This window comes from Spirosoma sp. KCTC 42546 (genome assembly GCF_006965485.1).
GTDB lineage: Bacteria > Bacteroidota > Bacteroidia > Cytophagales > Spirosomataceae > Spirosoma.
In genome coordinates this window covers 6573952-6600112 of the sequence record NZ_CP041360.1, presented here as the reverse complement: position 1 = coordinate 6600112, position 26161 = coordinate 6573952, and the positions used below count along the sequence as shown (strand labels likewise).

Sequence of the window (26161 nt, the reverse complement as noted above, 5' to 3'; positions counted from 1 at the left end):
GGCTACGTACTGTTTCAACCTAAATCCTCTTCCCGATGGTTAGTCACTACCTCAGCGTGGCCCGGCGCCACTTGTGGCAAAATTGGTCTGTCAATCTAATTAGCCTACTAGGACTATCAGTCGGGTTAGCTAGTGGTTTGATCCTCTTTTTGGTTGTCAATTACATGTTTAGCTTTGACCGGTACCATCCACACCTGGATCGGACTTACTGGCTAGTGACCGACGTCAAGCATGAAACAACGCTGCCGACCGATGCGGCACCGCGGCCATTAGCTGAAGTACTCCGGCGCAACTATGCGTTTGTGGAGAGTGCTGTCCGGTTGGAAACCTTCTTTGGGCGTACCCTGAGTGTCTCGAACGGGAAAGGTGGCTGGATAAAAAAGTTTGCCGAAGCCCGTACCGTCTGCTATACCGAGCCCCAGTACTTCGACCTGTTTGGGGTGGAGTGGGTGAGTGGCAACCCCAAGACGGCCCTCGCGGCTCCCAACACAATTGTGTTAAGCGAGCGCTACGCCCACAAGTATTTCGATACGGCAGATGCCCTGGGTAAGACGCTGCGCTTAGATAACCGAACCGACCTGACAGTTACAGGTATTGTTAAAGATCCACCGGCCAATACGCAGCTTCGGTACGATGCCTTCGTGTCCTATGCGACAATTCCCGTACTGGAAGGGCCAACGGCGCTAGCTGACTGGCAGGGGCTCCAGGCCATGTGCTTTGTGCGGCTGCGGGAAGGCGTCGACCCTGACCTGCTGGGCCAAAGCTTACCCGCAATTCGGCGTAAGTATCTACCTTCCCGGCAAGCCGCTCAGTTTGAGTACCATGTCTTGCCCCTGGCCGAACTCAATCACCAGCGAAGCGGTATGGCCCCGCGGCCAATTCTCTATGCCCTGATTGCGGTGGGCGTGTTGCTGGTCATGGCGGGCTGCGTCAACTTTATTAATCTGGCAACGGCCCAGGCAATTAAACGGGCCAAAGAAGTTGGTGTGCGCAAAGTGATGGGTAGTACGCGGGGCCAGTTAATTGGCCAGTTTATGCTGGAAACAACCTTGGTGGTACTACTGGCCTTGCTCGTTGCGGTAGTGCTGACTCAGTTGAGTTTGCCGCTAGTTAACCGAACGCTGGCGGCTCAGGTTGACATGCTACGCCCGGATCTGTCCATTCGGGATGTGGTTCAACCCCGGGCGGTGGGTTGGTTTCTCAGCTTGATCATCGGCGTTATTGTCCTCTCTGGTTTATATCCTGCGTTTGTGCTGGCGCGTTTCAGGCCTGCAACAGCACTCGCGAATAAACCCACAACGCGACTCATTGGCGGGCTAACTGTGCGACAGGGACTTATTCTGGGCCAGTTCGTACTGATGCAGTTGTTTATTCTGAGTGTCTTGGTGATCACGACTCAGCTTCATCACATGCAGCGAGCCGAGTGGGGTTTTCGCCACGAATCGACACTGGTTGTTTTCCTGCTGCAACGGGATGCCGTACCCCTGGCTACATTGCGTGAGCGGTGGCTGCAGGTGCCGGGTGTTGAGCAGGTGGCTTTTGGTAGTGATCCACCCGCGTCTCCCTACAACCGGCCAAGTCCGTTCAGTTACCATAAAATGAACGAGCCAGAACCTTTTGATACCCGGCTGCGGGCGGCTGATGAACACTACCTTTCTGTTTTCGACATATCGCTGGTGGCGGGCCGGAACATTCGATCCACCGATACGACCGGTCGCGAAGTGCTGGTCAATGAAACGCTGGTGAAACAACTGGGTATCTCCGCCCCATCCGCCGTAGTCGGTAAACCCATTCGGGTAAAAGATGCCGACCGGGTTATTGTTGGTGTTGTGCGGGATTTTCGAAGTGGGGACCTACACCAGCCCATTTTGCCGGTAACGTTGGTTCATGATCGTCCGCACAGCCGAATGGCCATGTTACGCCTGACCCCGACGAATTCACTCCAGACTCGTCAGGCCATTCAGCATGTTTGGGATGAACTGTTGCCCGATGAGGTTTACCGCGCCGAGCCGTTACCGGATATCATGAAAAGCTTTGACGAACTAGAGCGATTGGTGGCAGGGCTGGCTCAGGCATTTGCGCTGGTGGCCATCGGATTGAGTTGCCTGGGGCTATACGGGCTGGTTACGTTCCTGAGTGAGACCCAAGCCAAAGAGATTGGGGTTCGTCGGGTATTGGGTGCCCGAACGGAACAACTGCTCTGGTTGCTTGGCCGGGAATTTGGCAAACTACTCGGTCTGGGCTTTTTAGTGGCGGCACCGTTAGGGGGATGGATATTATCGGGTTGGTTGCAGCAGTATACGTACCGAATTTCGGTAAACGGCTGGTTAATAGGGGGTACGCTCCTGATAACTGGGCTAATAACTGCCCTGACCATCTCTCGACAGGCCCTAAAAGCCGTCCGTACCAATCCGATTCACTATCTAAAAAGCGAATAACAGGCTCGATCTTTCGTGTGTCGTTCTGACACCCTGCATCGTACTCTCCTTTACCTAATTCGTTCACTTGCTTATGAAGCTGCTACCTATTTGTCTTTTCCTATTGACGTTGACGACCAGCGCTCAGCCCACTACGCGTCAGCGTTTAATAGCGGGGAAGTCAGCCCCTGTTGAGATTTTATGGGATACGGCTGGAGTGCCCCACATTTATGGGCAAACGCTGGAAGCGATGTACTACGGCTTTGGCTATGCCCAGATGCATAACCATGCCGATCTGCTGCTTCGGTTATATGGACAGGCCAGAGGACGGGCGGCCGAGTACTGGGGCCCCAACTATCTGGATTCGGACAAGATCGTGACTCTATTTGGATTACCCGAGCAGTCCCAGAAGCAGTATACCCAACAGCCCGCCGATTACAAACCATGTTTAGATAGTTTCGTTCGTGGACTAAATGCGTATGCAAAAGCTCACCCGGAGGCTATCGGGGCGGAATTCAACCAGGTATTGCCCATTACCCCCCAGGATGTGCTGGCCCATATCAGCCGAGTGATTTGTCTGGAATTTATTGGGGGAAATGAAGCCGGAGCCGCTCGGGTCATGTTACCCGGTTCGAATGCCTACGCCATTGCCCCCACTCGCTCAGCCTCGAAAAAAGCACTGCTACTGGCGAATCCGCATTTACCCTGGGAAAGCTTCTTCCTATTTTTTGAGGCCCACCTGAACGGTCCCGGTTTCATGGCTTACGGAGCATCCCTGGTTGGTCAGCCAGTGCTTAACATTGCCTTCAATCAGCATCTGGGCTGGACCCATACCGTGAACACGATCGACGCGGCTGACCGATATGCACTAACGCTACAAGACGATGGCTATGTGCTGGATGGCGTTAAACAGACCTTCGAGAAGAAAAATGTTACCCTTCAGATCAGACAACCAGATGGGCAGCTTAAGCCGCAGACGCTTACCTATCGCTACAGCAAACAGGGGCCGGTGATGGAAACCAAAGATGGGAAATCCTTTGCCTTCCGGTTTGCCGGGCTGACCAAGTCTGCCACGGCCGCTCAGCACCATGCGATGGCGAAAGCCAACAATCTGGCGGAGTTTGAGGCAGCGCTCCAGCGAATGCAACTGCCAATGTTCAACGTTATCTACGCAGATGATGCGGGCAATATTCTATACGTATTTAACGGAAACGTACCTGTTCGTAGCGAAGGCGACTGGTCCTTCTGGCAAGGAGCTATTGACGGGTCCAGCTCGAAGTACATCTGGACGCAAACCCACCCGTACCGGGATTTACCCCGCGTGCTTAATCCACCGTCTGGGTTTGTGCAGAACGCCAATGACGCACCCTGGAGCTGTACGTATCCAGCCGTGCTAAACCCGAAAACGTTTCCGGCTTACATGTCGCCCGTGGGTATGCCGCTTCGGTTACGCCCCCAGCGGTCGATTAATCTGGTTAAAGATGACCAGTCGATTCGTTTTGACGAATTAGCCGGGTATAAGCAGAATACAGGCCTGGAAGCCGCCGACCGATTTCTGGATGACCTATTGGCGGCTGTCGGGAACTATCCGGACTCGCTGTCGCAACAGGCGGCTTCCGTGCTCAGTGCCTGGGACAAAACAACTAACCGGGATAGTAAGGGAGCCGTTTTGTTTACGGCCTGGTTCGACCAGTTCAATCCCGGAATGGTGGCAGTTGGCTGGGACCCGCAACGCCCCGTCAGTACCCCAGATGGCCTCAGGGATCCCAAAAAGGCGGTTGAGTTACTGCGAAAAGCAGCCACACAGGTGCGTGATCGGTATGGTCGACTGGACATTGCTTGGGGAGACGTAAACCGATTTGGCCCGGCTGGACAGGACTACCCTGCAAATGGGGGCTCTGAACAATACGGTATTTACCGGACCATTCAGTTTGCGCCGGACCCCAGAAAGCCTCAGGTAAATCGGGCGGTTGCCGGAGATTCCTACGTAGCAGTGACCGAATTTGGCGAGAAGCCACGCGCGCAGGTATCACTCAGCTACGGAAACGCGAGCCAGCCGGGCCATAAGCACAATGGCGATAGTTGGCAGCGCCTGTCTGAGAAGAAACTCCGGGAGGCTCTACTGGATAAACCGGCAATTCTGCGTCAGTTGGAAAAAAGGGAAATGTTAACTCCATAATCATTACGGAACCGGATTATCTGCTGGTACACGCCCATTTTGCTGATAATCCGGTTCCGTGGTAGACCTGATTTAATCTAAGAGGTTGCCTGAAAACCCGAAAACCCGGCACCGGCCGCCCGACTAAATTCCCTGAAGAGCAGGGCTGTTAAGTTCTATCGTCTTTACCCCCCACCCCCCTAAAGGGGGAATACTCCGAAGTGGATTTTCTCCCCCTTTAGGGGGGTGGGGGGTAAAATAAGCCAATAAAAGAGACTGATTAAGTAAAGGGAACGCTAGAACTTAACGGCTCTGCCCTGAAGAGGACTTTATCGGATGACGAGTAAAATCGGCGACCGCAAGGGTCTCCTAGGTCTCTGCCACACCAAAAACCCGCTCGGGCGATTTGGTGTCGGCTATAAAAAAGGCATTGGGCGTCAGTTGGGTGAACTCTTTAAAGTCCCGGACCAGGTGCTGGTAGTCGTAATAACCCAGTTGGATGGCAACGCTTAGCCAATCGAGAGACGGACGTGCGTTTTTTAGTTTCATAGCGTTTTCAAAGCGAGCAATGCGGGCGTACAATTTGGGACTGACACCCTCCCGTTCCATAAACTGCCGATAAAACTGCCGCTGGGACAAACAGGCCTGATTGGCCATCCAATCGAGCGAAACCGTCATGGGGTTTTGTAGTATAAATCGACTCACGTTGTCGATCGGACGAGGATGCCTGCTCTTGGCTCGGTTGATCAAATAGAACAGAAAGGTTTCCACAATGGGAATCATGTCCAGATAGTGCTTCGTATAACTCAACCGCTCATTTACCCGGCGGATTTCGGTGGAGAATACGGATTCGGCATCCACAAACGTATTGGTCAGTTCGTGCGAAGGAATCCCCGTTAGTCGAAACAAGGCTCCTGGTTGAAACTGAACCTGAAACACCATGAAATTACGCCCAACGTGTCGGTTAGTCACAATTGAATATTGGCCGTTAAGTGTTGAGCGTGTTTTTTCAAGCAAGTTACCATCAAATCCATAGGCTTGTTTTTCGGGGTCTTTCGGATAAAATGCCAGCGAATTTTCAGCCCGTGGCCAATACGATTTAACGGGTAAAATGGGCATCGACGCCGGAAATAAACAACCTACGATCTGTAACGTTCGCACGTAGTCACGCAGGGCAGGACTAGGAAGTCGGTAGTCGAATATGGCGTCCATAGTAGTGATGGATAATGGATAATGGGTAATGTACAATGAATAATGGATAATGAGTAATGGATAAAAGGCTGGTTATTATTCATTACTCATTATCCATTGTACATTCCCCATTATTCATTCGCTTATTTCAACGCCAGGGGTGGTCCCAGAATGGTCATCCCATGTTCCTTGTGCATTTTCTGGCTTAACTCCTCCGTTGGTGGTCCTTTCAATTCATTCATTTTCAGGAAAAAATCTTCCAGCTGTCCCGCTGGCTGCACCATGTATACCTGCTTGCCGTGATCTGACAATTGAATCCAGGTGTGGGGTATGCCACGGGGGGCAAACACAGTGTCTCCTGCTTTGGCTGTAAACTGATCGGTACCTACCTGAAAGATGTATTCTCCTTCGATAATTGAAAATAGCTCATCCTGATCGTGGTGTACATGGAGTGAAGGACCGATCTTTTCTTTACCAATGTACTCAAAAACAGCTAATTGTCCATTGGTGTCTTTGCCAGATATTTTTACGTCGTTGACGTTTCGCCCCCGATAGGGCGTATGAACCCCAAAACGGGCGTCGCCTGCTTTGACCATAAAGGGCTTGGGCGGAGCAAGTTGGCTGTTAGGGGTAGCCTGAGCTACAAAGGCCGACGCTGTTCGTGTGGATGCGGCCACCGTGGATGCGGCCGCCGTGGATATGGCCACCGTAGATGTGATCAGGAATTGTCTGCGTTGCATAACGAGTTCTAGTTAAGACTGTTCTGCAAAGGTTTCTCGTAAGCCAGGTTGTTTAGTGGTAAAAATCAGCCATGTTCATAGTCACTAACTTCCTTCAATTTTAACGTAGTAAAACTAGTCCCTTCCCTATATAGCTTTTGCTCTTGCTACTGAATCTATGTTGTGCTGGCTTTCCGCTAGGTAGTCAAACACCCACATTGTAACGGTAAAAAGAAGATGATTGAAACAGATAGCTTACTATGTTTGGTTTGTGCACAGGAGGAGAAACTTTTAGTGCAAATTTGCCATTTATAGTTTGTAATTTTGCACTATACATTCATGCCTAGCTTATGCAAGCGGTTCTGCCAGTTACTAGCATTATCAGTCAAGCCCGACAAGGGGTTTTGCGCCGACGCGTTGATGAAGTCGCTCGCTTGGTAGGTCTCACCGATAAAGAAATGGCCCGTATCCTGAATATGTCCATCAGGGGACTGCATGGGAAAGCCAACGCGGCACGATTGAGTCTGGCCGCTAGCGAACGGCTGTTGTTGCTGGAGCGACTCGTTCAACGAGGACTTGCCGTTTTTGACGGGCGAGTTGAGCTGTTGGCACGTTGGCTACGCACACCACTGGCTGAATTGGCTTACCGGCCAGATACGGACCTAAGCCTTCAGGAAATCACCCTTGGCTCTCTTCGAGATATGGGTAGCTTTACTCAACCAGTTCAGCCAGCTTCTAAAGCAACGACCCCTACTTTGTCGAATGATGAGCTCGCCGTAGTAGCCCAATCACCCTTAGCTGTATTGGATACGGTATCGGGTTTCTCACTGGCCGAAGATGTACTGGGCCGCATTGAATGGGGTATAGCCGGGTAAGTGAATGGACGTATATCGTATCCATAAAGAGCCCTATCATCGGGAGCCTTTATCCGTGGTGGGAAGCCATCGACATGGTGGCCGTTGGAATCCAAAAGGTATTGGTATCCTTTACACCAGTCGTACACCAGAACTGGCCTTGCTGGAAACGTTGGTTCATTTGCCTCCCTTAACCTTAGCTGAACTCCCTCAACTGTGGTTAACAACCCTACGTTTACCTGACGAAGCCGACAACATTTTTTGGCTTGATCCTACGAAGCTACCCGCTTATTGGAAGAGGGGCACCTTGAGCGAAACCCAAACGATACTAACCGACTGGTTGCAAGCGCCTTTTTGCTTAGCCATGGCGGTGCCTTCGGTCATCTTAGAGATATCTTACAATCTGTTGTTGCACCCCCAACATGCTGCCTTTGCGGAGGTGGAAGTAGTCAGTCAATCGTCCATATCACTAGATAGCCGGTTGCGTAAATGAGCCATTTTTTGATCGACCAATTCGTAACGTGCCAGATTACTCACACCAGCCAGCGATTTTGGGTATAGGCATCGTTCCAGAAATACCATTCCAGTCGGCTTGATATACGGAAAGCTTCCCGCATTTGGTCTAGCTCAATTGGTCCGGCAGTTTCGGCATAGGCATCCGTGAGAGCGAGCATCTGGTTTACCGACTGGTCGAATGCATCGCCCGCGTAGGTGTCGATCCAGGCCCGATACGGATTTTCCTGAATGGCCTGCTGGTAGATGTACTTACCCACCTGCCGATAAATCCAGAAACACGGCAACACGGCAGCGGCACCTACGGCAATGGCTTGAAGGGATGTGGTGGCCAGCAAGTAGTTGGTGTAGGCAAAACAGGCGGGCATTTTCCGGGTTTCTGGCTGGATGTTGTACAAGGTGAAGTACGTTTCGTGCAGAGCCCGTTCAACAAGAATGGCATTCTGCGCGAACTGCGTAAACTGAAGCATGTCGTTGGGCGTTGCGGCCCGTGCCGCTAACTGGTTCAATGCCCGACTGAAGTCCGTTAAATACAGCGCGTCCTGCTGAATGTAATACTGGAATGTAGCCCCCGGAAGGCTCCCATCCAGTAAGTTTCCCACAAAACCATGATCGAGTATAGCTTCATAAACAGGACTGATGTCCTGCCAGAGTTGGTCGGTGAATTTCATAGTAGCTCTATTGCCAGCAGTTAAAAAAGTGGTGAACAGGCCCGTGTCCGTGCCCTAGCTTGTAGACAGCCCCCATCTGAAGTGCCTGTGTGACATAGTCTTTGGCTGCAGCAACGGCATCGATCACGGATAATCCTCTTGCCAGCCCAGCGGCAATGGCGGAGGAGAGCGTGCAACCTGTGCCGTGCGAGTTTCCTGTTGTTATGCGGGCGGTTGGAAAGAAATGCTGTTCATGTTCCGAGAGGTACAGGAGATCCGTGCTTTCGTCGGCAGTCAGGTGGCCGCCTTTTACCAGAATGGCCCCTAGGCATAGTTTGGCTAACTCTTCCGCTGCTGGTTCCATATCGGCCAGTGTTTCAACAGATCGACCCAATAATACACTTGCTTCGGGTAGGTTAGGCGTAATGACGGAGGACAGAGGTAGTAAATAGGACTTAAGCGCGTCGACGGCTTCGTCTTGCAAGAGTTTATCCCCGCTTTTGGCCACCATAACCGGATCAAGCACAATAGTCGTTACCCCGAATTCGGTTAATGTTTTAGCCACTTGCACAATAACTTCGGGCGAGTGAAGCATCCCGATCTTAACGGCATCGACCCCAATATCGCTTAGTACAGCCTTCATCTGTTCGGCAATAAAGGCCGGAGATATTGGCAGAATGCCTGTAACGGCTTTAGTATTTTGAGCTGTTAAAGCCGTTATCACCGACATGCCGTAGCAGCCAAGCGCGGCAAATGTTTTAAGATCGGCCTGAATGCCAGCCCCTCCACCACTATCCGAACCGGCAATCGTTAATACTCGTGTGTAGGTTTTCATGCTTAATTGAGAATGAAGGTTCAATTGTGAGTGGTGTCAGGTTCTAAACCTGACACGCGTTAGGTTTCTCAAAACCGTTGGTATGATTTCACTAGGTTTTGAGAAACCTAACGCGTGTCGGTTTTAAGAAACCGACCCCACTTGTGCATCATCCATCAACCGAATGAGTTCCCGGCTAGCCTCATACGGTGAGGGTTGTCCGCAAATGGCCGACACCACTGCAGTACCCAAAGCTCCGGTCTGTCGAATGGACTGTATGTTGGTTGCGTTGATGCCGCCAATAGCAAAGGTGGGTAGGCTGGTTTGTTGGCAAATGGCCCGTAACCCAGCTAATCCCAAAAGACTGGATGTATCCTGCTTGGTACCCGTCGGAAAGATAGTGGCGATGCCCAGATAATCCACATCGGCGTCACGAGCAGCTTCCAGTTCGGTCAAATTGTTAATCGACAGACCAATAATCTTGTCGGGGCCGATGAGCGAACGCACTAACGCGCAAGGCATGTCGTCCTGTCCCACATGCACGCCATCGGCATCGATCGCCATGGCTATATCGACCCGGTCGTTGATGATTAGTTGGGCTCCGTAGGCTTGTGTAATGCGTTTTAAATCTAGTCCGAGGTCCAGAAAGGCGCGGGTCGATAGCTCTTTCTCCCGGAGTTGGACCCAGCGAACCCCCGCCCGACAGGCCTCTTCCACTACGTATGCCAGCGTATGGCCCGCCTGTTGGGCAATAGCGCTATCGGTTACTAAATACAACTGACTCATGCCCATGTCAGCTTAAGTCGTTCGTCAATCTCCGATTCGGTCAGTTCATACAAGGCATCCAGGAAGTTAACCTGCAAGCTACCGGGGGCCAGCTTTTTCTCCGCGGCCAGTTCACCCGCAATGCCCATAACGGCCATGGCGTGTGTTGCCGCCTGAAAGTAATTGGTATTAACGGCAGCGAAAGCACCCGTCAGCGCAGTAGCCGTGCAGCCCATGCCCGTTACCTTAGTCATCAGGGGATGACCATTGGCTACAACGGCCGTCTGTTCGCCCTGGATGATGTAATCGGTTGCGCCACTAATCACGACCACACTGCCCCATACAGAACTCAACCGCTTTGCTGCGTCGACGGCGGCTTCGGAACCGTATAAACTGTCGACACCTTTGGTTTGGGCATTCAATCCCGCCAGTGCCATAATTTCGGAGGCATTTCCCCGGATGATATCGGGTGGGGCCAGGGCCAGCAATTCTTCACTAACCCGATTTCGGAAGGTTGTTGCGCCAACGCCAACGGGGTCAAAAACAATAGGCTTCCCAAGGGTTTTAGCCTGCCGCATCGCGAGCTTCATACCGGCCACAAACGTGGCGTCGAGCGTACCAATGTTGACAACCAGCGCACTGGAAATCGAAACAAACTCTTCAACTTCGTCGGGAGCATGGACCATCGCGGGCGAAGCCCCCAGTGCCAATAGCGCATTGGCCGTGTTGTTCATGACCACGAAGTTGGTAATGTTATGGACTAGCGGAGCCTGCGTGCGGATACGCTCGATATCGGTCCAGATGGATTGAGGAGATTGAGTCATGTTGCTGCTAATGAGTTCGGTAAACAGCAACTTTAGGAGAGCGGAGCGCATCTCGGTAACTTTTCCCTACGGCAGTACGAGCTGCATCAGGTAGTGAGGGTATTCTCTCAGTCAGTCCAGATTTGGTACTGACACCCCTAAAGTTGTGTTGGCAAAGGTAGGGGATAATGAATTATAGAATGACAAAAAAATAAGTCTGTCTCTTGACTTTAGAAAGTTTAAGATAGCTTTACGGGCAATATTCCTACTCCTTAAAATCTGTGAAATCGACCGCTATTCGTTACCTGCTGCTCCTGCTCTTTACGCTGGTAGCCACTTGGCAGACCATCGCCCAAACCCCTGACAATACCTTCATAAATGGCGATCTGTTACCTAATGCCCCCGAACTCGCAGCTCGTGGAACCTACGGTGTTGGCGTGCGAACCCTTAAACTAGTTCACAAAGATCAGGTTGATGTGCTGCACCAGAAAGAGGGAAATAGCCCACTGTATGATCGTCCGCTGACGGTTGAAATCTGGTACCCGGCTCGTATTTCGGCCAATAAGCCAGCCACCGTTACTTATGAGTCGGTGCTTGGTCGGGCCAACGACCCTAAACGACCCCTTATTCCGTTCACGTTTGCTGGCCGGGCTGCTCGCGATGCTGAGCCAGATGCCAGCGGTGGCGCGTACCCATTGGTTATCGTGTCGCACGGCTACCTCGGTTCTCGGCTGCTGCTCACCTACCTAACCGAAAATCTGGCGTCGAAAGGCTATGTTGTTGTCGCGATTGATCATACCGAATCGACCTACAGTGATGCGGCTGGTTTTCCAAGTACACTGCTGAACCGTGCGCTCGATGATCTGTTTGTACTGAACGAAATGGCCCGACTGAGTGCCAAGTCCAGTACTACTTTTCTGGCTGGCCTGCTCAATGCTGACAATACGGCGTTGGTTGGTTATTCGATGGGAGGCTACGGTGCACTCAATGCCGTTGGGGCGGGGTACAGTCCTCAGGCCGTTAAGCTGTTCGGTCAACTGGCGCAGGGCAGTACGGCCCTTGAAGGCCGCTCAATGGATTCGCCAACCTTTAAAGCTTCGCTCGATCCGCGAATTAAGGCCGTTGTTGCCTTTGCGCCCTGGGGCATGGAGCGCGGTGTCTGGGATGCTAAAGGGCTGGCGGGTTTGACCTTGCCGACGCTGTTTGTGGCGGGGAGTAAAGATGATGTATCGGGTTACGAAAAAGGCATCAAAGCTATTTATGACGGAGCCATCAATGCGGACCGCTACCTGCTGACCTACGTAAATGCCCGGCACAATGTAGCACCCAACCCACCACCCGTAGCCTCACTCCAGCCCGGCGTGTCTGTTGATGAGTACATGCATTATGCCGAACCAGCCTGGAATGAACGCCGGATCAATAACATCAACCAGCACTTCGTTACGGCATTTCTGGGTATTCATCTCAAGAAAATGGAGTATACGAAGTACCTGGATCTACCCGAAACAGGCGCTGCTGGAACGTGGACCGGCTTCAAACCCCGCATGTCGGTTGGGCTGGAAATGCGGCACGCGAAGCCGTAGGAACTGTATAAGCTGAAGTAAGGATAGCCCATCATCCGCTAGATTGTGGTGTCAGTTTCTTAAAACTGACACGATAGGCTGGTTCTCATACATAGCGTATTTATGCCATTCCCGATTCCAATGAGGAAAAAAGAAGATGATGAAGAAAGCTTACCAAACGATCTTCGCTTTCCGGCAGGCCGTTCGGTTGGTTCCCAAAGTCGGTTAGTGAGGGAAGATATTGCATAAAGAAAGACTGGTAATGAGCCGTTTCAATAATGGAACTGGCGCGCGACCGGGCGTAGGGGTAATCAGGCCGGTATTCGAGAATGATACCGGCGATGCGGCCACATAAGTCTTTGTACGGCTTGAAAAGCTGCTGGCGATTGTCTTCCGTAATGTGGTGGGTCAGATACGCTTTGCTGGCTTCCCGGATAACGATGCTGTGCAGCGCTATAATGTCAATAGCATCGGTAGGCGCCTGTCCAGTGGGTAGCGAAGCACCCTTTAAAAGCAATATGTGTAGAACACGCTCTAATTTCTCCTTCGGATCAGTTAAGTTATTGGTCTGGAAAATTAACTGGTATTCAAGCCATTGCCAGTACCAGGCTACCATGTATACCAGCAGCCGGTGTTTGTTTTCAAAATAGCGGTAGATACTGGCTTCCTTCGTACCAATCCGATCTGCCAGCTTCCGAAACGTCATATCTTCAAAGCCGATTTCTGCTAACAATAAAACGCCCTGCCGAACAATTCGACGCCCCAGGTCTGAGCTTTCCGGATCACGCAGAAATAACTTCTCGTTCATCCGTACAAGTACACTATATTCCATCTATTGACTAGTTTGTCCGTTTCTGTAAAAATCGCTTAACGAAGAAACAAACTTTCGTGGATAAAAGTTATGTTTGCAATAATGATAGTAATACTATCAAAATATTAAGTAATACACTTATGAATTCATCTGTATATCAACAACCACAACCATCGCCTAGTCAACGGCTATTCCGGTTACTGGGAACCGAGAAAAAAGATATTGGCTACATCTACCTGTATGCGCTGGTAACCGGGTTGATAAGCCTGTCTTTACCGCTTGGTATTCAGGCTGTTTTCAATCTGGTATCGGGCGGGTTGGTTTTTAGCTCTGTGTATGTGCTGATAGGCCTTATTATTCTTGGCGTGTTTATTTCGGGTATGCTATTGGTCGGTCAAACGACATTGGTCGAAATTATTCAGCAACGGATTTTTGCCAAAGCCGCTTTTGAATTCACCTACCGACTTCCCCGAATTGAGCCGAAAGCCCTGCCCGTCCGCGATGCGCCTGAGCTGATGAACCGCTTCTTCGATGTATTGACGATTCAGAAAGGGCTTCCCAAGCTACTGATAGACCTGACGGCGGCAGCCGTGCAGATTTTGTTCGGAATTATTCTGCTCTCGTTTTACCACCCTATTTTTCTGGGATTTGGCTTGTTTACTTTACTCACCGTCGTGGCTATCAGCTGGTTTTACGGCCCACGTGGATTACGAACTAGCCTGAATGAATCGAAGTATAAATACAAGGTGGTAGCCTGGCTGGAAGACATGGCCCGCGATCTGCCGATCTATCGCCAGCGTGAAGACGCTCTGGAGCCTATTGACCGGATGGACGAGCTGGTGGCTAGTTATGTAGCGCATCGTACCGATCACTTTCGGGTATTGAAACGACTGTTTTACAGTGCTGTTGCGTTCAAAGTGCTCGTTACGGGTGGGTTGCTCATTCTGGGTACAACCCTGGTGGTTGGGCGCGAAATGACGCTAGGTCAATTCGTTGCGGCTGAACTGGTTATTGTCCTGATTACGAGTTCCGTAGAAAAGCTGATCTCCGGAATCGATACGGTGTTTGATCTGCTGACGGCGGTTGAGAAAATTGCAACTGTAACGGATTTACCCTTAGAAACCGACACTGAAACCCATGCTTAATCTGTCAAATCAACGGGTAGACGGACAGCTTTTTAGTCACTACCCCCTTAAAACACTCCACGCCCTGCCTAAACCCGATGCAGGTCGGCGACTGGGCCGCTGGATGCAGGCCATTTTACTCATTAGCATCCTTGTGTTGTTTCTGCCCTGGCAGCAAAATATCAATGGAGAGGGCAGCGTAACGGCTTTAACCCCACAGGACCGCCCACAAACGGTGCAAAATGCCGTGGCTGGCCGCATTGAGCGATGGGCCGTTCAGGAAGGTCAGTTGGTGAAAAAAGGAGATACCCTCCTGATTATCTCCGATATCAAAGACGACTATTTTGACCCTAAGCTTCCCCTTCGGCTCAATGAACAACTGGGGGCTAAGCGCGGTAGTTTACAGGCAACAGGAGCTAAAATTTCGGCACTGGATGAACAAGTCGCTGCCCTCAGGACTGGCTTACAGGTTAAGTTAGCATCGGCCCGAAACAAAGTTCGGCAGAGTGAATTTAAGGTTATTAGTGATAGTACCGACCTGATTGCTGTCCGAAAAAACTACCAGATCGCTGTGGACCGGTTGGAGCGATTTGAGAAAGGGCACAAGAATGGGCTGTTCTCCTTAACCGACCTGGAAACCCGTCGGCTGAAGTTGCAGGAGGATTATGCGAAAGTAATTGCGCAGGAAAACAAATTGAATGTATCCCGACAGGAACTGATCAATACCCGGCTCGATCTGAGCACCATCCAGGCCGATTATCAGGAAAAACTAGCCAAAGTGCTTTCGGATCGTAGTTCGGCAGTTTCCTATCAGGCCGATGCAACGGGTGAAATTTCCAAACTACAGAACAAGATTAGTAGCGTGGATGTACGGCGCGGCCTGTATGTTGTGCGGGCTCCGCAGGATGGCTATGTAGTCCGGACGTTTAAGGCGGGTATTGGCGAGTTGATCAAAGAGGGTGAAACCATTACCACCTTGCAGCCGGTAAATCCAACTGTCGCCATTGAGTTATACGTTAAAGCCATGGACGTGCCTTTAATTCAGCCTGGGCGAACAGTTCGGCTTCAATTCGATGGGTGGCCCGCTATCCAGTTTTCGGGCTGGCCAGCGGTAGCTGTCGGCACGTTTGGGGGTGAGGTTGCCGTGATTGATGCCGTAGGCGGTGTAAATGGCAAATACCGGTTGCTCGTTAAGCCGAAGCTGTTGACAGGTGATCAGCCATGGCCAAAGCAACTACGGGTTGGCTCAGGGGTGTTTGGATGGGTAATGCTTGATGACGTCCCGATCTGGTATGAATTGTGGCGACAGTTGAATGGCTTCCCACCAAGTTTACAACAGGAACCAACCGAAACCAAAGCAAAATGAGAGCGTTGATTGTAGGAATAGGCGTGTTGATGGGTTGCCTTTTTTCCTTGATGCTGGGTGCTCAGCCTAAACAAGCCCCCGGCACCGACACGGCTACTATAGTTTTTTCGGCGGCCGATTTTTACCAAGCTGTTTCTGAGCATCATCCGATTGTTCGGCAGGCCTCTTTGCTAACCGACGAAGCAAAGCAGGCTGTACTACAGGCTCGGGGGGCTTTTGATCCGAAACTGTTTTCCGCTTATGATCGGAAGGAATTTGGGCAGAGCCTGTATTATAGCAAGTGGCAATCGGGGGTAACTATACCCGTGTTGCCCGGTGGTATTGACCTAAAGATGACCTATGATCAGAACTATGGACAGTACCTAAATCCGGAAGATAACGTACCTTCATCGGGACTTGCCGCACTGGGGGTACGGGTACCCATTGGGCAGGGGCTGCTGATCGATGCCCGGCGGAATGCCTTGCGGCAGGCCCAGTTAGCCATTAATCTGGCCGAGGCTGATCGGTTGAAGCTGATTAATAAAACCCTCTATGATGCGGCTAAAACCTATTGGGAGTGGTACCTGGCGCACCAGCAGTATCGGCTGATTCGGGAGGGGTATCTCGTTGCCGATGTCCGGTTTCAGGGACTCCGTCAGCGGGCATTATTAGGGGATGTGGCCACCATTGATACGACCGAAGCGCTGATTACGGTTCAGGATCGGCTAGTGCAATTCCAACAGGCTCAAGTTGATTTACAAAATGCCCGATTACGCTTAACGGTATTTGTCTGGAAAAGCGATGAACGAACAGGAACACCACAACCACTGGATATCCCTCACACCGTAGTACCTCAGGTGGTTTCGCTTGATTTGGTTCATGAATCAGTTCTTCAGCAATTGCTGCAAAGGGCGTCCGAACAACACCCCGAATTGCTCAAACTGACCACAAAAGGACGTCAATTAGCCCTTGAAGAACGATTCCAACGATCATTAGTACAACCCCAAATTGCCTTACAGGCGAGTTTACTGAGCCGAACTCCCCAGGCTGGTGTGGGCTATGACTGGACAAGCTACTATGCGTTTCGGCCTGATAATCACAAGATCAGTCTGGAGCTGAACTTCCCGTTGTTTTTGAGGAAAGAGCGGGGAAAGCTTCGACAAATTCAGGTTAAAACCCAACAGCTCGCTTTGGAGCAACAGCAGACGGGACGGATGATCGCCAATGATGTGCAGGCGGCCTGGAATGAGGTAAAAGCACTGGAAAAGCAACTGGCTGTGCAACAGCAGACCGTTGTCAATCAGCGAACCTTATTACAGGCTGAGCAGCAAAAGTTTGAATTGGGTGAAAGTTCATTATTCCTCGTGAACAGTCGCGAGTCAAAGCTGATCGACTTACAACTTAAATTGGAGGAGTTGCGAACCAAACATCAGAAAGCTATTGCAGCGTTATGGTACATAGCCGGTACACGGCTTGGGTAGAGCTGGGCTATGAAAGCCTAGGTGTTGTCCTCGCGATTTCATTGCCCCGTTGCCATGCTGCTAGTCCTAGCGTTATCCAGGGGAAGCCCCAGAGACCGATCAATTCTGCCGGTCTTGAACCTGAAAGGAGAAGTATTGGGAACATAAAAACAAATGGAAAACTACCCACTACTAGGGGTACGTAGCGTTTCCAACCCATCCAGATGTTGGCTTTCAGGGTGGCAATTCCGACTACAATCATGCCAACCCCGCTCAGGAAAGCACCCATTGGCGCAAAGGGCAACGGCATCCACTGACCCAGCACATACGCAATGGCTCCGGCCATGGGAATGAATAACAAGGATCGTTTTTTGCCGAAGCCGGTAGGTTCACCTGCTTCCCAGAGAGAAAGGGCACCAATGAACATCGCCACCTTAGAAATAAGCCCCATCCAGCCTCCCTGTTCGGTTGGAACAAAGGCGTCATCAGCCAAAAAAATGAATGGTGCCAGCAAACGACCTTTCGCTTCTGTTTCAACGGCACCTAAAAACCAAAATTGGAATCCAAAGGCTAAAAGGCCTATTCCAGCTAATAAATAAGCGAAAGCTGCCCGGCGGAGGTGACTACTCGTATTTTTCATAATCGTGTGATTTATGAGCAAAATTGAGCAAAGCGTATACGAAGAGCATAGTAAAAAAACGACAACTTTACTATCGGTGCCCGCGCTTATGAAAGCGCTCGATTCGTTGCTGATGAGCCAACTCCTCCTCAAATAATTGGCCTGGACTTGTGCCTGCAAACTGCTGAAAGTCTTTGACTAAATGATTTGGGTCGTAGTAATGACAGCCATAGGCAATGTCGAGCCAGGAGCGGGTTGGGTCGACTTCGCGGAGTTTATAGGCTTGCCTGAACCGGGCAATGCGGGTGAAGAGCTTAGGACTAACGCCAACCCGTTCGCGAAACTTGCGCTCGAACTGGCGCATACTCAGGCAGGCATCGTGAGCCAACTGGTCGAGTTGGTGGTAAGCTGCCGGAGTAAGCATCTGTTGGGCAACTCTATCAATTGGTAACACTGGCTGACGGCATTGAGCGGCTTTTTTTAAGAGAAATTCTTCGACAAGCCGAATCATCGTTGTGTAGTCTGTTGCCTGTGGTAATCGTTCATAGAGTTCCTTTATCGCTTTGCCCGTAATCGCTTCCAGATCGGCGTGGTCGTCGACTAATAGATTCATTGGTACGCCCAGTAACCGAAACAGGCTACCCGGCTGAAAGCTGACTTTCAGCATCAGATAGTTTGGATTGATGGTAATATTCATTCGGGTAAGTGCCTGGCCAACTATGATACCCGATGTAGCACCCTCAGGATTCTGATTGCCTGCTTTTACGCTGTGTGGTAAATCATAGGGGTAAAAGTACAGGCACTGCTCTGTGCTGGGTGGGTAGGGCTTTTTGGGTAATTGCTCGCCTGGAATTCTTGGGTCAAGCTGGATATGGATGATCCAGTAATGCCGGACAAAAGACTTCAGGGCCGGATGCGGAGCGTATTCACGAAAGAAGACCATAGGAATGGCGAGCTAATTTCTCAACTTTCTAAAAATGAATATACTTATTTTTTGATAGGCAACTAAGATTGAGCAAGCTTGCCTGACTGTAGCGATTGTCACTTTAGTGGGCGAAACCCGTTTAGTAACCAGTAAATATATACGGGCCTAGGTGTAGGTCGTGCAAAAACCACCTGTCTGTTAGACTATAATAAAGAGTAACCCTTCTTTTCAGCCTGGTAAGTCGATGACTAAACCTGGCAGAAAAGAAGGGTTACGCTGAAATACCTGTTTGATGAACAGGGTAGAGTTCCAGAAACTAATTAGTACGTAATTTTCAATAAAGCCCCATCCCCTAAACTAGTGACATAGATCGTGTGAGCGTCTACTGATTTAGCGTCGGTAGGCAGGTTTAACCCAGAGGCTAGTATTGAATTTCCAGCGCTGGTTACCTGCGTTAACACACCCGTTTTAGCTCCGAATCCCTGAGGACCAAATACACCATGTTGTAGTACAAGACCGCCCAGGTTTGTATCCAGATTGATATCGACTAAACTGGTAAAGCCGGGCTTATAAACAGAAACAACACCAGCCTGAGTGATTTGATAAATGGTTGAGGCACCTACTGGGAAAGGAAAGCCAACCAGCGTACTGACCAGGAATTTCTGCCCGTCGAACACAACGCCCGTTGGTACCGAGTCAATAAACGGAGGGCCCACCGGGGTTGGATTGGGCAGTCTTGGGATATTGGCAAATATACTCCATACACCCGCTTTGGTTCGGCGGACAATGGCATTGGCAGCGGCATCGGCAAAATAGAGATCGCCATTTGGGCCAACGCTCATGTTATATAAGTGCGTGTCTTCCGTATCCTGACCAGTTGGAAACACGTAGTCGAGGATAAACTGCTTCTTGTCTTCCAGCGTAAGATTTTTTGCCAGCAGGGGAGCATCGCCGGGTTTAAACGAGGCTACATTGGCAATATACAAGCGGCTTTGCGAACCGAGTATGTACAGCACACCATCGGCAAACAGTAGATGGTTCAAGCCATCCAGTTCGCCTGGCTGAAACACCTGCGAATCAAAACCTGTAATAACCGGGTATACTTTGCCATCCGACGTAATCATGGATACCTTTCCGTCGTTGTTTCCTGTCCCGGCCTCCGTTACCCAGGCGCGGCCACTGGCATCCAGATCGACTCCAATTGGGGAAGCTAAACCCGTAGCCAATGTGGTTACTTTGATTGATTCTGGAACTGGGATTCGGTGATCCTGGCAGCTAGTAACCAGCAATCCCGTTAATACACAGCTTAAAAGAGGTAGTTTGTAATTCATAATCATTGTTTTTTGATGGAACTAATAGATAAATGGAAAGGGAGGATAGTAGCGTCGATGTATGATGAATCTTAAGAGTGGAGTGGATAGTCGGTTACTGGATTTGTCCAGAGAGTCAGGAAAATTTATGGGGGTCAATCAAGTAAACGTGCACAGGTTGTTTCGTTCGAAAATGGCGAAAATGACTACTCATGGGCCAGGATTGCCTTGCTCTTTATTAAGGTTTCAAACGTACAAGATTGAACAGAAAAATAGGGATGATATTGAGTTAACGGCTTGATTTACTGAGTAAGCGGCTGATTTTTTTGTGGAGTAGTAAACGATCATAGCTAGATAGGAGGCTACGAATAAAGGGCGCTTCACGGCTATATAGTAGGGTTGATTACGGACCGTGACAGCTGCTTCAGTTCAGGAACAACAAAAGCCACTCCATGCTCTATATCGTCAGTCGCGCTCCTTTGGTCCCATGGAACGAACATCTGATAGAGTCGGCGTGCCCAATAAAGTAGAAACTCTAACATTCACTCCTTATGGATGTATCAAGTTGCGGATTGTGGCGTTTATGGTCGTGAACTAATAAGCACATCAGTTTCTTTTGGCGAGTGTCCGCTTTGCTTTTTCGCGAAACACAATCAACTTACATTGTCGTTAACAAGAGTTCATTAATTTATTTTCAGCATGAAACGTACAACCTTATTTTTGATAGCGCTTCTGGCCGGAACATCGGCTGTACAGGCGCAGCCTTTTGGTAAACTGGTTCAGAAAACACCTGGTATTGTCTCGTATACAATGCGGGATAGTTTCAGTAAAGATGTTCCGAGAACCTTGGATAAGATTAAAGCCTGGGGAATTACGGATATCGAATTTTCAAGCCTGTTTGGGAAAACAGCTCCCGAATTACGGGCTCTCCTCGATCAGCGCGGCTTGCATTGCAGCAGTTATGGCGTTAGTTATGATGCCATTGATCAAAAACCGGATTCAATTCTGCAAAATGCCCAGGCTCTGGGAGTTAAATACATACGCATTGGTTCAATTCCGCATAAGAGCGCAGCCACGTTGGAAATGATGCAGAAAGCAGCCGAAGTATTTAACCGCTTCGGAAAACTGGCGCACGCTAAAGGCATGATGTTCTGCTACCATAATCATGGGTTTGAGTTTCAACCCTATGAGAACGGCACCCTGTTCGACTATCTGGTGAAGGAAACCAACCCAGAATACGTGGGCTATGAAATGGACGTAACCTGGACGTTCTTACCAGGGCAGGACCCAGCCGCTTTGCTGACCAAATACCCCAAGCGCTTCCGGCTTATTCACCTGAAAGATGTGGAGAAAGGCGTTCCGCATAGCGATAAAGGCGGTATGCCTAACGAGAATTCGGTTGTATTAGGAACGGGGCAAATCGACTGGCCCGCCGTCCTGAAAGCCGCTCGTAAGACGTCTATCGACCACTTCTATATTGAAGATGAGAGTAAAGCAGTTGAACAACAAGTGCCAAAGAGCATTGCCTATTTAAAGAGTTTGTAAAGTAAGTGGCAAATCCAGATCCTATTGATTCGCTAGCGTTTGTTGCCTGATCAACTACTGATTTAATCAGAATAAACTCAAGAGAATCTATTCGAATCAATAGAATCCATTTTGGAAAAGTAGTCTTCATAATACAGATTTAATCCAGAGCCTAGATGATTTTAGGCTCTGTTTTCGTTACAGAGTAGTGTATCTTTCTGTAATAGTGATACCGACTGCACTATGAAAACGACTACTGTTGGATTATTGGCCGTACTGTTTATAGGCTTCCTTGTTCTTTCCTGCGATACAAAAGACCCAGACACTGACCCGGTCTCTACCGGCAAGATGCGTATCGTATTCGATAATACAGTGGGTGCCTCAGATCTAAAACTGGGAACGGGCTCGTATCAGAATGCATCCGGTGAGTCCTTTGCCGTGACGAAATTCAATTATTTTGTGAGCAATATCCGTCTCCGCAAACAAGACGGTAGTGACTATGTGGTGCCGCAGGATAGCAGCTATTTTCTGATTCAGGAAGAAAAGCCAGCATCGCAAACGATCACTTTATCGAACGTGCCTACGGGAGATTACACGGCCATGACCTTTCTGATTGGAGTAGACAGCCTACGCAGCATGGCCGATATTAGTAAGCGAACCGGGGTGCTTGATCCTGCACTCAATAATGGAATGTATTGGGATTGGAATTCAGGCTATATTTTTATGAAACTGGAAGGCACATCAACCGTAGCACCAGTCTTACAAAATAATGCCTTCTTTTATCATATTGGTGGCTTTGGCCGATCCAACGTTAAGATTAATAACCTGCGCAATGTAACGCTACCATTTACGAACAGCGTTGCTACTGTACAGACAGGCTCTACACCATCAATTCGGATTGCTACAGACGTAATGAAGATATTCGATGGCCCAACGAAATTGAGTATTGCCCAAAATCCGTCGGTTATGTTTGAGCCCTTTTCAACCAGCATTGCCGACAATTATGTCCAGATGTTTAGTTACGACCGGGTTCTCGCCAATCCATGATGCCACAAACTACCATATCGGCAAAGCGTATTGGGCTGGTGGTCAGCGGACTTCTGCTTGCGTTGGTCATTGCCTGCCAAACGCAGAAAGATCCTGACCCGGATCCTGGTCCAACAAATCCGGGTGGTGGCATTGACTACCAAACAACGCCGGTCACCCTTCGGCAACCCGCTAATTTCCCAACTAAACTTTACGATTTGACCCAAAATCCGCTCACAGTCGAGGGAGTTGCGTTAGGGAAAGCGTTGTTTTATGAGCCGATGCTGTCGCGCGACACCACCATTAGCTGCGGGTTCTGTCATCAGCAGTTTGCTGGCTTCGGGCATTCCGATCATCCGTTGAGTCATGGGATTGGCGGTAAATTCGGGACGCGTAACGTGCCGGGATTGCAAAACTTAGGGTGGGATCGTGAGTTTTTCTGGGACGGGGGCGTAACGAATCTGGACGAATTGGCTATTTCACCCATTCAAAATGTCGTTGAGATGGATTTGAAATTTTCGGATGCGCTCAATCGCATTCAGAAAAGCCCCAAATATACGCCCATGTTTAAAGCTGCTTTCGGTTCCGACACCGTAACAACAGCTCGTTTCCTGAAAGCGATCTCGCAATTTTTACTGACGCTCGTCTCTGCCGATTCGCGCTATGATAAATACGTTCGGAAAGAGAGCGGGGGCGATTTGTCATCTGATGAACTGGCGGGCTTAGCCCTATTCCAGCAGAAGTGCACAACCTGCCATGCAACCGATTTATTTACGGATAAGAGTTACCGGAATAACGGTCTTCCTGTTGGTGCTATTAACGATCAGGGGCGCTACACCATAACCCTTAATGACGCTGATCGTCTGAAATTCAGGGTGCCGAGTCTGCGAAATGTAGAGAAAACGTTTCCGTATATGCACGATGGACGTTTCGCAACGCTGGAACAGGTGATTGACCATTACCGAACTGGGGTTAAAGACAGCCCAACGCTCGACCCTGCCCTTAAAGCGAATGGGCAGCCCGGTATTGTCCTGACTGATACGGAAAAGAAGCAGGTAATCGCCTTTCTGCTAACCTTAACAGACAACACGTTTATGACTAATCGGGCGTTTAGCGCGAACTAATGCGTGTGACTCACTCTATGTTGCCGGATGTTGAGCAAGTGAGTGATTACTAAACCCGCCGATGATGCGTAGGCGAGGTATTCAAAAACGGGAGCGGTTTCTTCCAGAAGCAATGCGATACTGAATAGGCTCAGAAATCCCCAAAGAGCCATCTTGATCGCTTTTGGAGCGTAGTGCCGGGTAGCGAAATAGACGGCTACCATGTTGACTCCAATAAAGACGTAATCGAGGCTCAGATAGCCAATACGAAGGGTTGAATCCTGTAGTACAGAGGTCGTTAACAGTAAAACCGGTGTAATAAGGCAGTGGATAATACACAACACCGAACCGGTAATACCAATATAATCCGCTTTACGAGAGAGACTATCTGTTTTCATGAGCAAGCGCAAAAGTACAATGCCTTGGGCATTGATTCTTTAGGTTAACCCACTTTTTTGCAACAAAGTTGCGAATTGATATAGGATGTATGATATATGATATAGGGTGTAGAGTTGATTGCATATAGCATACATCCTATATCATATATCTTTTTGTCAGTTCGCTTTTGTCAGCAGCGAGTAGCCCATAAGCTTGCCATTCTTGTTGTAGGATTCCGATTTTATATCAAACAGCTGGTTATCGGTTCGGTACGTAACAACACGCATCGTATTTCGAATAGGTATGCCCATAACCCGATTCTCGAAATTAACATCCGACGAGATTTTGTAGGTATCGAAGGTGCCAGCGGGTGTTGTAATTGACTCCTTGCCTTCTACCTGCCGATTCGCCATTGTCATGTTCATAGTCGCCATGGGGCCTCCACCACCACTGCTCATTTCGGCCTCCATCTGTCCATCACTTAGTTTCTGTCCTACGCTTAATTTACCTGGATAAACGAGCTTATTGGCTTTCAGCTTCATTTCCATGTCTTTCATGGCCCCTGCCTGCATAGCCTGCATCATCCCTGCCATATCCGCAACCAGTTCGGTACCTGTGCAGGTGTAATGAATAAGATAAGGAGGTTGTTGTTTGCCTTTATCATTCTCGAACTGTGCCGAAATGTCCATTACGGTTGAACTCCCTTCTTTATGAACATCTTTGACCTGATAAAGCACCTTCCCAATGGGCTTTTCTTTCGCATTAAAGTGAGTAAGTTCAAAGTTCATACCCGTTTTAAACGTCATACCCAGACAATCCTGAGCCTGAGTGTGGCTGATTGTGAACACAGCAGCGAGCAACGAAAAAACAAACGTTTTCATACGAACAAACGATAAGTGGTTTATATGAAACTAAAGGTAAATTTTAATTTATGTCAGCGTCTAAATTCTTGAGGGAACGGGAAGGGGATATAGGATGTAGGATGTAGGATGTAGGATGTAGGATGTATTTCTGGCTATAATTCATACATCATATATCCTACATCCCCTTCCCCTTACGTCCATATCATACTCATTACCCCTAACAGCATGATGAGTTTACAGAGGTTGCTAAGATAACCGAATTCGCGTCGGGTGTCGGCCAGTACGAGCCGGTAAATGAGCCACCCGATAGGTAGAAGGAGTAACAGGAAGATACTAATGAGTCGGCTATTGTGTAATGAACCAGCAAAAAAGAAAAGCGTACAGACAAATACCCCGATCAAAACGTAGAGTAGATATTTAGTCCGACGTAATCCCCACACAATAGGTATTGTCCGACAACCAAAACGGGCATCGCCCCGAATATCCTGCATATCTTTGATGATCTCGCGAATGAGCGAAATGCCAAACGAGAACAGGGCATAGATGAGCAGCATAGTAGTGTTGTGCCGGTAATAAATAGCCAGCACAATAAATGAGAGCGCCGTTAGCAGCGAAACGACAATATTGCCAATAAGCGGTTGTCGTTTGAAATTGGCCGAATAAAACCACAATAACGACACCGCCAGCACATCGGCTAAAAAGACCCACTTACTCAAGTAAAGTCCAATTAGACAGCCTATTACATTTAAGGCTTGATGTATACCCATGGCAACCCTACGTTTCAGGTAGCGCCCAATAATGACTCGTTCGGGTTTATTAATCAGGTCGATCTTTACATCGAAATAGTCATTAATGATATAACCGGCAGCTGCGATACAGACTGTTGAGAAGGCAAGGAGCCAGATACCATTATCAACTAAAAGGCGCAGACTGTCCTGCCGCGGTCCTACTAAAAATAGCCGTGCCAGTAATAGGGTCAGCACTACAATCAGCAGATTCTGCACCCGAATAAGCCGCAGGAAACCGGATGTAAATGCCGAAAAAGTCATTGACTGGCGTGCAACCATTGGGGTGGAATTTTCTGTAAAAATAGTGTAATAAGTGCAGTAAGTGAAGTGTGTGTAGTCGGTGAAGTATATAGCGTGAGTAGAACCGGTCAACTTACTCCACATACTTTACTTACTGCACGTGCTTCGGGATTCTTTTTACTCCCTTTTGTTGTTGAGG

The 26161-nt window shown here is 49.4% G+C and carries 24 protein-coding genes and 1 riboswitch; of the genes, 11 read left to right on the top strand and 13 right to left on the bottom strand.

Annotated elements, in window-relative coordinates; all coding sequences use genetic code 11:
* The first annotated feature begins 35 nt into the window (after positions 1-35).
* Positions 36-2438 carry an ABC transporter permease gene (locus EXU85_RS27105; RefSeq protein WP_142775083.1) on the top strand — a complete coding sequence of 801 codons (2403 nt, stop codon included), beginning with the start codon at positions 36-38 and terminating at the stop codon, positions 2436-2438.
* A 73-nt stretch (positions 2439-2511) separates the two neighbouring features.
* The gene (locus tag EXU85_RS27100; protein WP_142775082.1) at positions 2512-4596 is read left to right on the top strand and encodes an acylase; all 2085 of its coding nucleotides are present in this window, start codon (positions 2512-2514) and stop codon (positions 4594-4596) included.
* A gap of 348 nt (positions 4597-4944) precedes the next feature.
* Here EXU85_RS27100 and EXU85_RS27095 read toward each other — a convergent pair whose 3' ends face one another.
* Together EXU85_RS27095 and EXU85_RS27090 are read right to left on the bottom strand one after the other, a co-directional pair.
* Positions 4945-5787, bottom strand: a complete 843-nt coding sequence (locus tag EXU85_RS27095) for a helix-turn-helix domain-containing protein (protein WP_142775081.1) — start codon at positions 5785-5787, stop codon at positions 4945-4947.
* Between the two features lie 122 nt (positions 5788-5909).
* Positions 5910-6506, bottom strand: a complete 597-nt coding sequence (locus EXU85_RS27090) for a cupin domain-containing protein (protein WP_142775080.1) — start codon at positions 6504-6506, stop codon at positions 5910-5912.
* Between the two features lie 329 nt (positions 6507-6835).
* Between EXU85_RS27090 and EXU85_RS27085 the strand changes: the two genes are divergently transcribed.
* On the top strand, positions 6836-7360 hold the full coding sequence (locus EXU85_RS27085; RefSeq protein ID WP_142775079.1) for a DUF2384 domain-containing protein: 525 nt from the start codon (positions 6836-6838) through the stop codon (positions 7358-7360).
* Positions 7361-7364: 4 nt separating this feature from the next.
* Positions 7365-7832 carry an RES family NAD+ phosphorylase gene (locus EXU85_RS27080; protein WP_142775078.1) on the top strand — a complete coding sequence of 156 codons (468 nt, stop codon included), beginning with the start codon at positions 7365-7367 and terminating at the stop codon, positions 7830-7832.
* A 40-nt stretch (positions 7833-7872) separates the two neighbouring features.
* Here EXU85_RS27080 and tenA read toward each other — a convergent pair whose 3' ends face one another.
* From tenA to thiM, 4 genes are all read right to left on the bottom strand, one after another.
* The gene (gene tenA / locus EXU85_RS27075; RefSeq protein ID WP_142775077.1) at positions 7873-8523 is read right to left on the bottom strand and encodes a thiaminase II; all 651 of its coding nucleotides are present in this window, start codon (positions 8521-8523) and stop codon (positions 7873-7875) included.
* A 7-nt stretch (positions 8524-8530) separates the two neighbouring features.
* On the bottom strand, positions 8531-9337 hold the full coding sequence (gene thiD / locus EXU85_RS27070) for a bifunctional hydroxymethylpyrimidine kinase/phosphomethylpyrimidine kinase (RefSeq protein WP_142775076.1): 807 nt from the start codon (positions 9335-9337) through the stop codon (positions 8531-8533).
* A 123-nt stretch (positions 9338-9460) separates the two neighbouring features.
* Positions 9461-10102, bottom strand: coding sequence for a thiamine phosphate synthase (thiE, locus tag EXU85_RS27065; RefSeq protein ID WP_142775075.1), 642 nt, complete (start codon positions 10100-10102; stop codon positions 9461-9463).
* Positions 10099-10905 (bottom strand): hydroxyethylthiazole kinase, encoded by an 807-nt coding sequence (thiM, locus tag EXU85_RS27060; RefSeq protein WP_142776850.1) that lies wholly within the window; start codon positions 10903-10905, stop codon positions 10099-10101. Before thiM ends, thiE begins: the two co-directional genes overlap by 4 nt.
* Positions 10906-10951: 46 nt before the next feature.
* Positions 10952-11054, bottom strand: a riboswitch (TPP riboswitch).
* A 111-nt stretch (positions 11055-11165) separates the two neighbouring features.
* Here thiM and EXU85_RS27055 point away from each other — a divergent pair.
* Positions 11166-12467 carry an alpha/beta fold hydrolase gene (locus EXU85_RS27055; RefSeq protein ID WP_142775074.1) on the top strand — a complete coding sequence of 434 codons (1302 nt, stop codon included), beginning with the start codon at positions 11166-11168 and terminating at the stop codon, positions 12465-12467.
* Between the two features lie 100 nt (positions 12468-12567).
* Here the strand turns inward: EXU85_RS27055 and EXU85_RS27050 are convergent, their stop codons facing one another.
* On the bottom strand, positions 12568-13278 hold the full coding sequence (locus EXU85_RS27050) for a TetR/AcrR family transcriptional regulator (RefSeq protein WP_142775073.1): 711 nt from the start codon (positions 13276-13278) through the stop codon (positions 12568-12570).
* 119 nt (positions 13279-13397) lie between these two features.
* On the opposite strand from EXU85_RS27050, the gene EXU85_RS27045 reads away from it, so the two are divergent.
* The 3 genes from EXU85_RS27045 to EXU85_RS27035 are packed head-to-tail and all read left to right on the top strand — an operon-like array spanning position 13398 to position 17207.
* A complete protein-coding gene (locus EXU85_RS27045) occupies positions 13398-14402 on the top strand; it encodes an ABC transporter transmembrane domain-containing protein (protein ID WP_142775072.1) in 1005 nt (334 codons plus the stop codon).
* Entirely contained in the window at positions 14395-15747 is a 1353-nt protein-coding gene (locus EXU85_RS27040) for an HlyD family secretion protein (RefSeq protein WP_142775071.1), read from the top strand. The genes EXU85_RS27045 and EXU85_RS27040 overlap by 8 nt, the downstream gene beginning before the upstream one ends.
* Entirely contained in the window at positions 15744-17207 is a 1464-nt protein-coding gene (locus EXU85_RS27035) for a TolC family protein (protein WP_142775070.1), read from the top strand. The genes EXU85_RS27040 and EXU85_RS27035 overlap by 4 nt, the downstream gene beginning before the upstream one ends.
* Before the next feature lie 7 nt (positions 17208-17214).
* Here EXU85_RS27035 and EXU85_RS27030 read toward each other — a convergent pair whose 3' ends face one another.
* From EXU85_RS27030 to EXU85_RS27020, 3 genes are all read right to left on the bottom strand, one after another.
* Entirely contained in the window at positions 17215-17826 is a 612-nt protein-coding gene (locus tag EXU85_RS27030; protein ID WP_142775069.1) for a hypothetical protein, read from the bottom strand.
* Between the two features lie 70 nt (positions 17827-17896).
* Positions 17897-18748 carry a helix-turn-helix domain-containing protein gene (locus EXU85_RS27025; protein WP_142775068.1) on the bottom strand — a complete coding sequence of 284 codons (852 nt, stop codon included), beginning with the start codon at positions 18746-18748 and terminating at the stop codon, positions 17897-17899.
* 302 nt (positions 18749-19050) lie between these two features.
* Positions 19051-20061 carry a ScyD/ScyE family protein gene (locus EXU85_RS27020; RefSeq protein WP_142775067.1) on the bottom strand — a complete coding sequence of 337 codons (1011 nt, stop codon included), beginning with the start codon at positions 20059-20061 and terminating at the stop codon, positions 19051-19053.
* A 678-nt stretch (positions 20062-20739) separates the two neighbouring features.
* On the opposite strand from EXU85_RS27020, the gene EXU85_RS27015 reads away from it, so the two are divergent.
* From EXU85_RS27015 to EXU85_RS27005, 3 genes are all read left to right on the top strand, one after another.
* On the top strand, positions 20740-21585 hold the full coding sequence (locus tag EXU85_RS27015) for a sugar phosphate isomerase/epimerase (RefSeq protein WP_142775066.1): 846 nt from the start codon (positions 20740-20742) through the stop codon (positions 21583-21585).
* A 222-nt stretch (positions 21586-21807) separates the two neighbouring features.
* Complete coding sequence (locus EXU85_RS27010) at positions 21808-22611, top strand: MbnP family protein (protein WP_142775065.1); 804 nt, start codon at positions 21808-21810, stop codon at positions 22609-22611.
* Entirely contained in the window at positions 22608-23714 is a 1107-nt protein-coding gene (locus EXU85_RS27005) for a cytochrome-c peroxidase (protein ID WP_142775064.1), read from the top strand. The genes EXU85_RS27010 and EXU85_RS27005 overlap by 4 nt, the downstream gene beginning before the upstream one ends.
* On the opposite strand, the gene EXU85_RS27000 is transcribed toward EXU85_RS27005, so the two are convergent.
* The 3 genes from EXU85_RS27000 to EXU85_RS26990 all read right to left on the bottom strand — a co-directional run bounded on the left by EXU85_RS27000 (position 23711) and on the right by EXU85_RS26990 (position 26001).
* A complete protein-coding gene (locus EXU85_RS27000; RefSeq protein WP_142775063.1) occupies positions 23711-24091 on the bottom strand; it encodes a MerC domain-containing protein in 381 nt (126 codons plus the stop codon). The two genes, EXU85_RS27005 and EXU85_RS27000, sit on opposite strands and share 4 nt — an antisense overlap.
* Before the next feature lie 156 nt (positions 24092-24247).
* On the bottom strand, positions 24248-24952 hold the full coding sequence (locus EXU85_RS26995; protein ID WP_142775062.1) for a hypothetical protein: 705 nt from the start codon (positions 24950-24952) through the stop codon (positions 24248-24250).
* Positions 24953-25125: 173 nt separating this feature from the next.
* Positions 25126-26001 (bottom strand): geranylgeranylglycerol-phosphate geranylgeranyltransferase, encoded by an 876-nt coding sequence (locus EXU85_RS26990; RefSeq protein ID WP_142775061.1) that lies wholly within the window; start codon positions 25999-26001, stop codon positions 25126-25128.
* Between the last annotated feature and the right edge of the window lie 160 nt (positions 26002-26161).